Source organism: Actibacterium sp. D185-2 (genome assembly GCF_054954595.1).
This window is the reverse complement of record NZ_JBPWNX010000003.1, coordinates 334,139-346,886: the sequence shown is the minus strand read 5'-3', so window position 1 is coordinate 346,886 and position 12,748 is coordinate 334,139. Positions and strand designations below refer to the sequence as shown.

General features: G+C 66.2%; 14 protein-coding genes. 4 read left to right on the top strand and 10 right to left on the bottom strand.

Annotation, left to right across the window (positions count from 1 at the left end):
• The first annotated feature begins 36 nt into the window (after positions 1 to 36).
• The gene (locus tag ACSR1C_RS08360) at positions 37 to 435 is read left to right on the top strand and encodes a hypothetical protein (protein ID WP_460258632.1); all 399 of its coding nucleotides are present in this window, start codon (positions 37 to 39) and stop codon (positions 433 to 435) included.
• A 103-nt stretch (positions 436 to 538) separates the two neighbouring features.
• Here the strand turns inward: ACSR1C_RS08360 and xseA are convergent, their stop codons facing one another.
• Positions 539 to 2,086 carry an exodeoxyribonuclease VII large subunit gene (gene xseA / locus ACSR1C_RS08355; protein ID WP_460258633.1) on the bottom strand — a complete coding sequence of 516 codons (1,548 nt, stop codon included), beginning with the start codon at positions 2,084 to 2,086 and terminating at the stop codon, positions 539 to 541.
• A gap of 71 nt (positions 2,087 to 2,157) precedes the next feature.
• Here xseA and purD point away from each other — a divergent pair, with 71 nt between their 5' ends.
• Positions 2,158 to 3,420 carry a phosphoribosylamine--glycine ligase gene (gene purD / locus ACSR1C_RS08350; protein WP_460258634.1) on the top strand — a complete coding sequence of 421 codons (1,263 nt, stop codon included), beginning with the start codon at positions 2,158 to 2,160 and terminating at the stop codon, positions 3,418 to 3,420.
• A 217-nt stretch (positions 3,421 to 3,637) separates the two neighbouring features.
• On the opposite strand, the gene ACSR1C_RS08345 is transcribed toward purD, so the two are convergent.
• Entirely contained in the window at positions 3,638 to 4,417 is a 780-nt protein-coding gene (locus ACSR1C_RS08345) for an FG-GAP repeat domain-containing protein (RefSeq protein WP_460258635.1), read from the bottom strand.
• Positions 4,418 to 4,420: 3 nt separating this feature from the next.
• On the bottom strand, positions 4,421 to 4,744 hold the full coding sequence (locus ACSR1C_RS08340) for a 2Fe-2S iron-sulfur cluster-binding protein (RefSeq protein WP_460258636.1): 324 nt from the start codon (positions 4,742 to 4,744) through the stop codon (positions 4,421 to 4,423).
• Between the two features lie 198 nt (positions 4,745 to 4,942).
• On the opposite strand from ACSR1C_RS08340, the gene ACSR1C_RS08335 reads away from it, so the two are divergent.
• Positions 4,943 to 5,521 (top strand): peptidoglycan-binding domain-containing protein, encoded by a 579-nt coding sequence (locus ACSR1C_RS08335; protein ID WP_460258637.1) that lies wholly within the window; start codon positions 4,943 to 4,945, stop codon positions 5,519 to 5,521.
• Positions 5,522 to 5,573: 52 nt separating this feature from the next.
• Here the strand turns inward: ACSR1C_RS08335 and ACSR1C_RS08330 are convergent, their stop codons facing one another.
• From ACSR1C_RS08330 to ACSR1C_RS08300, 7 genes are all read right to left on the bottom strand, one after another.
• Positions 5,574 to 6,992 (bottom strand): Do family serine endopeptidase, encoded by a 1,419-nt coding sequence (locus ACSR1C_RS08330; protein ID WP_460258939.1) that lies wholly within the window; start codon positions 6,990 to 6,992, stop codon positions 5,574 to 5,576.
• A 217-nt stretch (positions 6,993 to 7,209) separates the two neighbouring features.
• Complete coding sequence (locus tag ACSR1C_RS08325) at positions 7,210 to 7,404, bottom strand: DUF2065 domain-containing protein (RefSeq protein ID WP_460258638.1); 195 nt, start codon at positions 7,402 to 7,404, stop codon at positions 7,210 to 7,212.
• Positions 7,404 to 8,273, bottom strand: a complete 870-nt coding sequence (gene hflC, locus ACSR1C_RS08320; protein ID WP_460258639.1) for a protease modulator HflC — start codon at positions 8,271 to 8,273, stop codon at positions 7,404 to 7,406. The genes ACSR1C_RS08325 and hflC overlap by 1 nt, the downstream gene beginning before the upstream one ends.
• Positions 8,274 to 8,276: 3 nt before the next feature.
• A complete protein-coding gene (gene hflK, locus ACSR1C_RS08315; protein WP_460258640.1) occupies positions 8,277 to 9,416 on the bottom strand; it encodes an FtsH protease activity modulator HflK in 1,140 nt (379 codons plus the stop codon).
• A gap of 66 nt (positions 9,417 to 9,482) precedes the next feature.
• Positions 9,483 to 10,841 (bottom strand): glutathione-disulfide reductase, encoded by a 1,359-nt coding sequence (gene gor, locus ACSR1C_RS08310; protein ID WP_460258641.1) that lies wholly within the window; start codon positions 10,839 to 10,841, stop codon positions 9,483 to 9,485.
• 14 nt (positions 10,842 to 10,855) lie between these two features.
• Positions 10,856 to 11,638 carry a ribose-5-phosphate isomerase RpiA gene (gene rpiA, locus ACSR1C_RS08305; protein WP_460258642.1) on the bottom strand — a complete coding sequence of 261 codons (783 nt, stop codon included), beginning with the start codon at positions 11,636 to 11,638 and terminating at the stop codon, positions 10,856 to 10,858.
• 88 nt (positions 11,639 to 11,726) lie between these two features.
• The gene (locus ACSR1C_RS08300; RefSeq protein WP_460258643.1) at positions 11,727 to 12,116 is read right to left on the bottom strand and encodes a MarR family winged helix-turn-helix transcriptional regulator; all 390 of its coding nucleotides are present in this window, start codon (positions 12,114 to 12,116) and stop codon (positions 11,727 to 11,729) included.
• Between the two features lie 119 nt (positions 12,117 to 12,235).
• On the opposite strand from ACSR1C_RS08300, the gene ACSR1C_RS08295 reads away from it, so the two are divergent.
• Positions 12,236 to 12,676, top strand: coding sequence for a hypothetical protein (locus ACSR1C_RS08295; protein WP_460258644.1), 441 nt, complete (start codon positions 12,236 to 12,238; stop codon positions 12,674 to 12,676).
• The last annotated feature ends 72 nt before the right edge of the window (positions 12,677 to 12,748 follow it).

Sequence of the window (12,748 nt, the reverse complement as noted above, 5' to 3'; positions counted from 1 at the left end):
GCAGACTGTTGTCACAGCCCTGAAAGGAGCCGCCCGATGCACCGCGCCTTGATGCTTGTCCCCCTGCTGGCCGCCGGCCCCGCGCTGGCCGATCCGCCGATGAGCGCGACCGCGTTCGAGGCCTATTCCACCGGCAAGACCCTGTATTACGGCACCGCGGGTGTGGCGTACGGCGCCGAGCAATACCTGCCGGGGCGACGGGTGATCTGGACCTTTCTGGACGGCGAATGCCAGCAGGGGATCTGGTACGAACAGGCCGGGAAGATCTGCTTTGCCTATGAAAACCGGCCCGATGCGCCGCAATGCTGGAGCTTTTACGAAAGCGAAAGCGGGCTGATGGCCCGGTTCGAGAATGACCCCGACGCCACGCCGCTGATCGAGGTCGAGCAAAGCCCCGAGCCGCTGATCTGCCCCGGCCCGGATCTGGGGGTCTGAGGGGCGTTTCCGGATTGCGCGCCTGCGGCGCATGTCTTTGGTTTGCGCCACGCGCTGCGTGGCGCGGTGCCTCCGGCGGGGATATTTGAGCGGAAAAGAAGGCTCAGAGCAGGCTGCCCTGTTCGGGCGGCGGATCTGATTTGCGCGGTTTGCGCGCGGGTTTGCCCCCGATGGCGAAGCGGCCGTCCTGAAACTCGATCTCCAGCGCGGTGGCGGTTTCGGCGGCGGCTTTGGTGGTGATGACCTGATCGCCCGAGCGGACAACCGCATAGCCGCGTTTTAGGGTTTCGACATAGCCCAGGCTCTGGCGCATGCGTTCCACAGCGTCCAGCCGGCTTGACCAGCCCTTCACCTGCCCCTGCGCTGCCATGGCGAAGCGCGCCGAGAGCCGGTCGAGGTCCTGCGATTTGCGGTCAATGTCGCGCTGCAACCCGTCAGGGCGCAGCCGTTGCGCGCGGGTCTGAAGCTGGTCGCGCTTGATCCGGGCCGTGCGCGCGAGTCCTGGTTCCAGTCGCGCGGCCCAAGCCTGCAGGCCGCGCTGCGCCTCGGCCAGGCGCCGGGTCAGAACCGGGGGGCGCAGGGCCGCAGCCGCGCGGGTCAGATGAACCCGCCGGGCCTGTGCCGTGGCCCGCAACGCCGCCGGCAACCGGTCGGAGGCACGGTCCAGACGCTGCGCCGCCACCTGTACCAGGGTTTCGGGGCGCGGCAGCGCGCGGGACAGATCGGTCAGCCGCTGGCCGCGCTGCCCAATCGCCTGCGCCATTCCCCGGGTCAGCCGCGCGCCCTGCCCGTCAGCCCAGGCCAGCAGTTCCATCCGCACCGGCACCGCCAGCTCGGCCGCGGCCGTGGGCGTAGGGGCCCGGCGGTCGGCGGCGAAATCGATCAGCGTCGTGTCGGTTTCATGCCCCACGGCCGAAATCAACGGAATCTCCGACGCTGCGGCGGCGCGCACCACCACCTCTTCGTTGAAGCCCCACAGATCCTCGACCGAGCCGCCGCCGCGCGCCACGATCAACAGATCGGGCCGGGGCAGCGCACCGCCGGCGGACAGCCGGTTGAAACCTTCGATCGCGCGTGTGACTTCCGCCGCGCAGCTTTGTCCCTGCACCGCCACCGGCCAGATCAGCACCTTGCGCGGAAACCGGTCGCGCAGCCGGTGCAGGATATCGCGGATCACCGCCCCCGAGGGCGAAGTGACGACGCCGATCACCTCGGGCAGATAGGGCAGCGGTTTCTTACGCTCGGGCGCGAACAGGCCCTCGGCCGCCAGCGCCTTCTTGCGCTTTTCAAGCATGGCCATCAGCGCCCCCATGCCGGCGGGGGCTATATCCTCGATCACCATCTGATACTTGGACTGGCCGGGGAAGGTGGTCAGACGGCCCGTCGCCACCACCTCCAGCCCTTCCTCGGGCTGAGTGGCCAACCGCGCGGCCACACCTTTCCAGATCACCCCGGACAGGACCGAGCGGTCATCCTTGAGGTCCAGATAGATATGCCCCGAGCGCGGGCGGCTGACGCGCCCGATCTCGCCGCGCACCCGGACATGGGAAAACTCGCCCTCGATGGCGCGTTTCACCGCGCCCGAAATTTCGGTCACGGTGAATTCCGGGGCGTTCAGGCCGGCGGCGGGGTCGTCGATCAGATCTGACATCGGTGCTCGCTTGTCTTGCGGTGACCCACAGCTTAGAACGCGGCGGAACGAAGGGAAAGCGGGGGCGGCAGATGAATATCCTTATCCTGGGCGGCGGCGGGCGCGAACACAGCCTGGCCTGGGCGATCAAGCAGAACCCGAAATGCGACCGGCTGATCGTCAGCCCCGGCAATGCCGGGATCGCGGAAATCGCCGAATGCGCCGATCTGGATATTCTGGACGGCGGCGCGGTCGCGACCTTCGCCGAGGAAAACGCGGTGGATTTCGTGGTGATCGGCCCCGAGGCGCCGCTGGCCGCTGGCGTGGCCGACCGGCTGCGCGCGGCAGGGGTGCTATGCTTCGGCCCTTCTCAGCCGGCGGCGGCGCTGGAGGCCAGCAAAGGCTTCACCAAGGAGATATGCGATGCCTGCGGCGCACCGACGGCGGCCTGGGCCCGGTTCGACGAAGCCGAGCCGGCAAAGGACTACATCCGCGCCCGGGGTGCACCGATCGTGGTCAAGGCCGACGGGCTGGCCGCCGGAAAGGGCGTGATCGTGGCGATGAACGAGGCCGAGGCGCTGGCCGCGATCGACGACATGTTCGGCGGCGAGTTCGGGGCTGCCGGAACACGGGTGGTGATCGAGGAGTTCATGGAGGGCGAAGAGGCCAGTTTTTTCATCCTGTGCGACGGCGAGAACGTGCTGCCAATCGGCACCGCGCAGGATCACAAGCGCGTGAGCGAGGGCGACACCGGCCCCAATACCGGCGGCATGGGCGCCTATTCCCCCGCGCCGGTCATGACCGACGCGGTCACGCAAAAGGCACTGGACGAGATCGTGAAACCCACCGTCGCCGAAATGGCACGGCGCGGCACGCCCTATCAGGGGGTGCTCTATGCCGGGTTCATGATCAAGGACGGCCAGCCGCGGCTGGTGGAATACAACGTGCGCTTCGGCGATCCGGAATGCCAGGTGCTGATGATGCGGCTGGGCGCACAGGTGCTGGACCTGCTGCTGGCCTGTGCCGAGGGACGGCTGGACAAGGCCCGGGTCAACTGGGCCGACGACCACGCGATGACCGTGGTAATGGCGGCGAAGGGATACCCGGGCGCCTATGAAAAAGGTACCGTTATCGGCGGACTGGCGGCGCTGCCCGAGGACAGCCTGAACATGGTGTTCCACGCCGGTACGCGCGCGGTGGACGGCAAGATCATCGCCGCCGGCGGGCGGGTGCTGAACGTCACGGCGCGCGGTGCCACATTGCGCGACGCCCGCGATCGTGCCTATGCCATGGCAGACACCATCGACTGGCCCGACGGTTTCTTCCGGCGCGATATCGGCTGGCGCGCGCTCTGATCCCGCACTTTGCAAGAATTGCGACCGGCCCTTCGGAGCCGGTCATGTCCTGGGTCGCCCCCTTCGGGAGCTCCGGTTTTCGCCTCCGGCGGGAGTATTTGCACCGAGAAGAACACTCACGGCTTCTTCTCGGCTCAAATACTCAAACCCTGAGCCGTCGCAGACGGCGAGGCAAAAGATATGGCGCGGCACGCGCCGCACTTTGGAAAAGCCCCGCTCAGTCCGCACAGGCCAGTGCCGCGGCGAAGGAGTCCGGCCCGTTATGGGCCCCGATATCACGCGCCACCAACTGACCGCCGGACAACCGCACCGCCATCAGCCGCGACCAGTCGGCATTGGCGGTCACCATCTCGGGCCCCTGCCCACACACCCGGATTCCGCCCGAGATGACATCCTGCCCGATCCGGTGATTGGTCAGCCCGTCGTGCCCCGCAACCGGAACCAGCCCGCCGTCGCGATAGCGCCACACGCGCAGCCGTTTGGTCAGATGCGGCCGGTCGATATAGGCGATCTCGACGAAGCCGTCGCCGTCCAGATCGGCCGCGCCCAGCGGCGCTAGCCAACGGTGCGGCTGACCGATGAAGGGGGTTGCGGCCAGCCGCTTGAACTGCCCCGCGTCCAGCCCCCAGACCGTCAGCCGCGCGCCCTTGGTCAGCGCTGTCTCGACGGTCACAATCTCGGGCGCGCCGTCGCCGTCCAGATCGGCTAGGCGCGGCGCGATATCCTCGAACACCAGGCTGTCGGGCAGGATCACGTCCACACCGCCTTGGCGCCAGCCGCAGGGTGGTTTTCCGGTCACGCTGGCCGACAGGCCGCCCCATTCCACCGCATCGCCCAGGATGCCGTGATCATAGCGCGTGGTCGGACGGTCGTAGCGGGCGGCGGTGATCGCGCCCACGCAATCGGCCCGCGGCCCCTTGATGCGGGTGGCGTCCTGCGCCAGAGCCCCCGTGGCCGACAGCGCGGCCACCGCGCCGATCACCGCCGCCCGCAGCATGGCTCAGATCTGCTTTTCGGGCAGCTTGACCACCAGCCCGTCCAGATCGTCGCTCACCTTGATCTGGCAGGTCAGCCGCGAGCGGCCCGGCTGCGGCTGCCAGGCGAAATCGAGCATGTCCTCTTCCATCGCCTCGATCGCGGGCAGCTTTGCCGCCCAGTCGGCGTCGATATAGGCGTGGCAGGTGGAACAGGCGCAGGCCCCGCCGCAATCGGCGTCGATACCGGGCACGTTATTGTCGCGCGCGCCTTCCATCACCGTCATGCCGGTGGCCACATCCACCACATGTTCGGTCCCGTTATGCTCGATATAGGTGATTTTCGCCATGTTTATCCTCTTGCCCTGAACTGATCGTCACCCGCCGACATAGGCCAGCCGCGCGGGATTCGCCAGTCCCGCCGGGCCGATCGGGTGCAGGCGGCGGCGCAGATGCCCCGTTTCGGGCCGGTGCCGGCCCCGGCCCGCCCGCGGAAGCCTTTCGCCGGACTGCAAAAACCGCTATCCTGCCGCCCAGAACAGAAGGGCATGAAGACCCGACCAGAGCAGGAACAGCCCGTGACGATCCGCAGCTTTCTTATGACCGGCGTGGCCGGGATGGGCCTTGCCGCCTGCCAGGGCATCGCGCCCATGGCCGATGTCACGCGCCTGATCGAACCCCCGCTGACCCGCAGCCACAATGCCGTGGCCCCGCCCGGCGCCGCCCCCGGCACCTGCTGGGGCATGGAGATGACCCCGGCCGAGATCGAGACCGTGACCGAGCATGTCCTGCTGCAACCGGCCGAGGTCACCACCGGCGGCCGGGTGCTGGAGCCTGCACTTTACAAGACCGAGACCCAGCAGCGCATCGTGAAGGAGCGCACGGAAATCTGGTTCGAAACTCCCTGTAGCGCGCAGATGGATACCGGGTTCATCGAAACCCTGCAACGGGCGCTGAAGGCACGCGATCTGTATCACGGCCCGATCAACGGTCATATGGACCACGCCACGCGCCGGGCCGTGCGCCGCTATCAGGCGCCGCAGGGGCTGGACAGTGCAATCCTGTCGCTGGCGGCGGCACGCAAGCTGGGGCTGATCGCCTATCCCAGACCGGCCCCCGCCGAATAAAAAAGGGCGCCCCGAAAGGCGCCCTGTTCCGTATCGCCTGCGTCTCCGCAGCCTACATGTCGTCCAGCGACAGCGCCACGAAGCGCGGCTCGCCCTGACGGCGGATCAGCAGTAGCAGCGACTTGCGCCCGGCCTCTTTCGCCTCGTCGACCCGCGCCTGCAGATCGGCGACCGCGACGACCTTTTGCTGGCCTGCCTCGGTGATCACGTCACCGGCGCGCAGGCCCTTTTCATAGGCTTCGGCCATCTCGTCGACATCGGTCACCACCAGCCCGTCCAGCCCGGCGGTCACGCCCAGTTGCTCGCGCAACTCGTCGGTCAGCGGCGTCAGGGTCAGGCCCAGCAGCACGGTCTCGACCGGCGCTTCGTCGGGGGCCTGGGCAACTGCGGGCACCGCGTTCTCGGCGGTTTCGCGGCGGCCAAGTGTTACCTTCAGGGTCTGGGTCTTGCCATCGCGGAACACCACGACACGCACCGATTTGCCCACCGCGCTGTTGCCGACCATGCGGACCAACTCGCGGGTGTCGGCCACGTCCTGCCCGTCGAAGGACAGGATCACGTCACCCGATTTCATCCCGGCCTCGGCGGCGGGACCTTCGGGCACATCGGTGACCAGCGCGCCGGCGGCGGCCTCCATCCCGATCGCCTCGGCCACGTCATCGCTGACATCCTGGATGCGCACACCCAGCCAGCCGCGGCGGGTCTCGCCGAACTCGCGCAGTTGGTCGACCACATTGGTCACCACGTTCGACGCCATCGAGAACCCGATCCCGATCGAACCGCCATTGGGCGACAGGATCGCGGTGTTCACGCCGACCACCTCGCCCGCCATGTTGAACAGCGGCCCGCCCGAGTTGCCCCGGTTGATCGCCGCATCGGTCTGGATGAAATCGTCATAGGTGCCGGTCAGCGCCCGGTTGCGGGCCGAGACGATCCCGGCCGAAACCGAAAAGCCCTGACCCAGCGGGTTTCCCACTGCCATCACCCAGTCGCCTACGCGCATCACGTCGCTGTCGCCGAACGGCACGAAGGGCAGCGGTTCGTCGCTGTCGACCTTCAGCAGGGCGATATCGGTGTTCGGGTCGGTGCCGATCACCGTGGCATCCAGGATATTGCCCGAGAAAAACTCGATCTTGATCTCGTCGGCCTTTTCGATGACGTGGTTGTTGGTGACGATATAGCCGTCCTCGGAAATCACGAAGCCCGAGCCAAGCGCCTGGCTGCGACGCTGGCGCTGCTGGCCGCCTTGGCCTTCGGGATCCATGAAATCGCGGAAGAAATCCTCGAACGGCGAACCTTCGGGCAATTGCGGCCCCGGCCCGGTCGAGGCCGCCACCGTGGTCGAGGTGGTGATATTCACCACCGCCGGGCTGACCTGATCGGCCAGATCGGCCAAGCTTTCCGGCATCCCGCGCGCCTGTGCCGACAATGCCTGCGCCAACAACAGCGCGACGCTGAACAGCAGCGCCATGAAGGCCCGCAGCGGCAACGCCGCATCACGCTGGGCCGGAAGGGTAATGGCCTGAGTTTTCAAGGGGACGTCCTCCTCATGTGTTCTTTGGGGGCCGGGCCCGCGGCCGCATTCCCCATGGCTCCATATGCAGATGGGGCACCGGGACCTTCAATTCAAAGCCTGTCGCATCTTTTCACATGGCTGTGATGACGCGCTAACCTTCGGGACAATCTTTTCAGGCGCCAAGGCTTTGGGCAAGCCATACCAGCGCAACCCCCAGCGCGACCGCCACAAGCCCCAGCATCCGGCGGGTGTCCACCGGCAAGCGGGCGATTGCGGCCAGCATTTCGTCCAGACGCGAAGGGGCCAGTGCGAACACCAGCCCCTCGACGACAAGAACCAGACCAATGGCCAGCAGCAGCATCGCCATCAAGGGCGATCCGCCTGCTTGAGATAGTTGAAGAATTCGCTGTCAGGCGACAGCACCATGGTCGAATTGCTGCCCTTCAGCGCCCGCGAATAGGCCGTGAGCGAGCGGTAGAATTCAAAGAATTCCTGATCCGCGCCATAGGCTTCGGCGAAGATCTTGTTGCGCTCGGCATCGGCTTCACCGCGCACGATCTCGGACTGGCGGCCGGCATCCGACACCAGTTCGACCACGGTACGGTCGGCCCCGGCGCGAACCCGCTGCGCGGCCTCTTCGCCGCGGGCGATTTCATCCGCGGCTTCGCGTTCCCGCTCCGCCCGCATCCGGGCATAGGTGGCCGACAGGTTCTGCTCGGGCAGATCGGTGCGTTTCAGGCGCACGTCGATGATTTCCAGCCCCAGATTGCTGGCCTCGGAAATCGCCGCGTTGCGGATGCGCAGCATCAGTGTGGCCCGGTCCGAGCTGAGGATGTCGTTCGAGCTGACCGAGCCCAGCACTTCGCGTGTCGCGGCGCGCAGGATGCGGTCCAGCCGATCCTCGGCCGAGCGGACACCGCCGGTGCCAACGGCCTGACGGAACTGACGCACATCGGCGATCCGGTAGCGCGCGAAGGCATCTACCACCAGGCGGCGGTCATCCAGCGGCGTGACCTCCAGCGCTGCGGTATCCAGGCTCAGAATGCGGTCGTCGTAATAGACCACTTCCTGAATCAGCGGGATCTTGAACGCCAGCCCGGGCTGTTCGTTCACCGAAATCACCCGGCCGAACTGCAGCACCAGCGCCTTTTCGGTTTCCTTGACAATGAAGACCGAGGACAGCGCCGCCGCCACCACGATCACGACGATCGGCAGAATGAATGTCGTCTTTTTCATGGCTCAGTTCCCCCCTGCGGCGGGTGCGCTGCGGCGCAGCTCGTTCAGCGGCAGATAGGGCACGACACCCTGACCGCCCGCGGCGTTCTCGTCGAGGATGATCTTGTCCACCTGGCCAAGCACCTCTTCCATCGTTTCCAGATACAGCCGCTTGCGCGTCACCTCGGGGGCTTTGTTGTATTCCGCCAGAACGGCAGAGAACCGGCTGGCCTCACCCTCGGCCTCGTTCACCACACGGGCGCGATAGCCTTCGGCCTCTTCCAGCTTTTGCGCGGCTTCACCGCGCGCGCCGGCCACAACCCGGTTGGCATAGGCGTCAGCCTGCTTTTCAAGCCGGTCGCGTTCCTGTTCGGCGGCCTGCACTTCGCGGAAGCTGTCGATCACCTCGCGCGGCGGGTCGGCCTTGTCGAAGTTGACCCGCACCACGGTCATGCCGCTGTCGTAGCTGTCGAGCGTGGACTGGATCAGATCCTGCAAACGGCTGGCGATCGCACCACGGTCGCGGTTCAGGATCGGTGCCAGTTCGGACTGAGCGATGATTTCGCGCATCGCCGATTCCGACACCGCCAGAATTGTCTGCTGCGGGTCGCGCAGGTTGAACAGATAGCGCTTCAGATCGTTGATGTTCCACACCACCTGAAAGTCGATATCGACGATATTCTCGTCCGAGGTCAGCATCAGCCCGGCATCGCCACCGGCACGGCCCAGCCCCACCTCGACCGTGCGCTCGCGCGTCACCGCCTCGATCTGCTTGGTCACGACGGGCCATGGCGCAAAGTTCAGACCCGGGGAGCCGGTCTGGGAATATTTCCCCAGGAACAGCTCGACCGATTGCTCTTCGGGCTTGACCGTATAGGCCGAGGCAAACAGCCACAGCACCAGCGCCGCCAACAGGCCCAACCCGACCGTGCCGCGTGTCAGGGCCGGCCCGCCAGAGCCGCCCGTGCCGCCGGGACGCCCGGACCGGCCACCGCCGCCCATGAGCACTTTCAACTGCTCTTGCCCCTTTTTCATCAGCTCTTCGATTTCAGGGATCTGCGGGCCGTCGCCGCCGGGGCCACGCCCGTCACCACCACCACGCTGGCCGGAGCCACCCTTGTTCGAACCGCCACTCCCCCAGGGGCCGCCGTTATTTCCAGACATCCAGGTTATTACCTCTTTCCGTGTCATTCAGTCGTTCATATCAAAGTGGTCGCCAAGATGCGACATTCAAGCGGTCCGCGTCGGCGTCTTCATTGTCACAAGTTCTTCCGACATGGTCGGATGCACCGCTACGGTGCGGTCGAAATCCTCTTTCGTGGCGCCCATCTTCAGCGCGACGGCGGCCAGTTGGATCAGTTCGCCCGCATGATCCGCGACGATATGACAGCCCAGCACCTTGCGCGTCGCCTGGCTGACGATCAGCTTCATCATCACCCGGTCGTCGCGCCCGGCGAACAGCGACTGCATCGCCCGGAACGAGGTTGAATAAACCTCGATCTTTTCCTGCTCGCGGGCCTGTTCCTCGGTCAGGCCGACCGCGCCCAGCTCGGGCTGGGTGAAGACCGCGCTGGCCACCAGATCGTGGTCGGGTCTGGTCGGGTTGCCCTTGAACACGGTCTCGACAAAGGCCGCCCCTTCGCGGATCGCCACCGGCGTCAGGTTGATCCGGTCGGTCACGTCGCCCACCGCATAGATCGACGGCACGGCGGTCTGTGAATAGGCGTCCACCTCGACCTGGCCCCAGCGGCCCGGTGTCACGCCGGCATTCTCCAGCCCCAGCCCTTCGGTATTGGGGCGCCGACCGGTGGCATACATCACCTGATCATAGGTGCCGTCCTTGCCGCAGGCCGATTTGACGAAGACCCCGTCGCCGGTCTTGCGAATCTCCAGCACATCGGTGCCGACATGCAGATCGACGCCGTGTTCTTTCATCAGTTCGGCCACATGGCCGCGCGCCTCGTCATCGAACCCCCGCAGCACCTGCGCGCCCCGGTAATATTGCGTCACCTCGACGCCCAGCCCATTCAGGATACAGGCGAATTCGCAAGCGATGAAACCGCCGCCGACGATCAGGATTTTCTTGGGCAGTTCATCCAGCAGAAAAATCTCGTTCGAGGTGATGACATGCTCGGCACCCTCGATTTCCGGCAGATAGGGCTTGCCGCCGGTAGCCACCAGAATGTGCTTGGCGGTGAAGCGCTGGCCGGTCGACAATTTGACCGTATGGGCATCTTCCAGCACCGCGCGGGCCGGAAAAATCTCGACCCCGGCCTTTTGCAGATTGGTGGTATAGATGCCTTCCAGCCGGTCCAGCTCTGCGTGCAGCTTGGTGCGGAAGTCGGGCCAGTCGAATCCGCCCGCCTGCACATCCCAGCCATAGGCCCGCGCATCGGCAAAACTCTCGCGATAGCCCGACGCGAACACCATCAGCTTCTTGGGCACACAGCCGCGAATGACGCAGGTGCCGCCCATGCGGTATTCCTCGGCCAAGCCCACCTTGGCGCCCGCTTCCGAAGCGGCCAGCCGCGCCGCGCGCACCCCGCCCGAGCCGCCACCGATCACGAACAGATCATAGTCGAATGTCATGGTGCCGCCACCCCTCAGAGATCCGCAAACAGGTTGTCATTGTCCAGAAAGTCGATCTTGTCTTCTTCGACCGTGCCGGCATTGATGTCGCGCAGTTCCACCCGGCCGTCGCCATGGCCGATCACCACCACATCGCAGATATCTATGAACAGCCCGTTTTCAACCACGCCGGGGATCTGGTTGATCACCAGCGCCAGCTGCCGGGGGTTGCCGATCCGGGTCAGGTGCATGTCGACGATGAAGTTGCCCTCGTCGGTGACGAAGGGCGCCTCGCCGTTCATCCGCAGCGTGGTGTCGCGGGTCAGCACGTCGATATTGATTAGGGTTTCCTCGATCAGCGCCTTGGTGGTCTGCCAGCCGAACGGAATCACCTCGACCGGCAGGGGGAAGGCGCCAAGCTGCGCCACTTCCTTGGCCACGTCGGCGATCACGATCATCTGGTCGGATGCGGTGGCCACGATCTTTTCTTGCAGCAGCGCGCCACCGCCGCCCTTGATCAGGTTCAGATCGGCGTCGAATTCATCGGCGCCGTCGATGGTCAGATCCAGCCATTTCGCCTCGTCCAGCGAAATCACCTCGATCCCCACCTGGCGGGCCAGCTCGGCGGTCCGGGTCGAGGTCGGCACGCCCTTGATGCGCAGCCCGTCCTCGCGCACCAGTTCGCCCAGGCAGCGCACCATCCAGGCCGCTGTCGATCCGGTACCCAGCCCCACCCGCATGCCATCCTCGACAAAGTCCACCGCCCGCTTGGCGGCCACGAACTTGGCCTTGTCGATGGGGGAAAGCTCTCCGCTCATGGGTGTCCTCCTGTTCAGCTCCCCGGTCTTATAAGAGAAGTGGCGCAGCGCTGCGAGGGCGAATTCGCCCCAATCGCGCACAGGCCGTTCAACCGTCGCGCTTCATCGCCGCGATCACCCGGCGCATCAGCGCCAGAAGCTGGGCCTGTTCGGCCGGATCAAGCCCCGACAGGGCGACGGTGTTCTGGTCCTGCGCCGCCGCCAACGCCTGCGCCTCCAGCGCGCAGGCCCGGTCGGTCAGGCAGATCAGGCGCACGCGCTTGTCGGTGGCATGGGCGCGGCGGGTGATCAGGCCGTCGCGTTCCATCCGGGCCAGGGTGTTGGCCATGGTCGCCTGCTCGACGTCCAGCCGCGCGACCAGATCGCGCTGGGTCAGCCCGTCCTCGGCCCACAGTTCGACCAGCGTCATGAACTGTGCCGGGGCCAGCCCCAGCGGCTGCACCCGCCGCGCCAACCCGGCCGCGAACAGCCGTGCCATGTGATTGGCCAGAAACCCCGCCGATGTGTCGCGTGAAAACCCCATGGCGGGAAATTAGGTTGAATAGCGCACTATGCAAGTGCTATGTGTATAGCAGGCTATCTGATTCGAGGTCCCCCATGCCCCCCAAACTGCACGCCCTTGCCGGAACCTGCGCCCTGCTGCTGACTGCCAGTTTCTGGTGCGGCACGGCCCTGTCCGAAACCCTTGGCACACCCGCACAGATCGCGACGGTGAAAACCGCGATCCTTTACGGGCTGGGCCTGCTGATCCCGCTCATGGCGGCCACCGGCCTGTCCGGCACCGCCCTGGGCCGCGGCTGGAAACGGCCCGAGGTCGCGCGCAAATCGCGCCGCATGAAATTCATCGCCGCCAACGGCCTGCTGATCCTGCTGCCCTGTGCGGTGTTTCTGGCGTTGCGCGCGCGGGCCGGGCAGCTCGACACCGCCTTTTATGGGGTGCAGCTGCTGGAACTGGTGGCGGGGGGCACGAATATCACCCTGCTGGCCCTGAACCTGCGCGACGGCATCGCGCTGGGGCGCCGGCGCGGCGCGGCGTGACCGCTCCGCCCCCTTGCCCTGTCGCATTCAGACCAGCATGGTGGCCACGCCCGGCCGATACCAAGGGCGGGT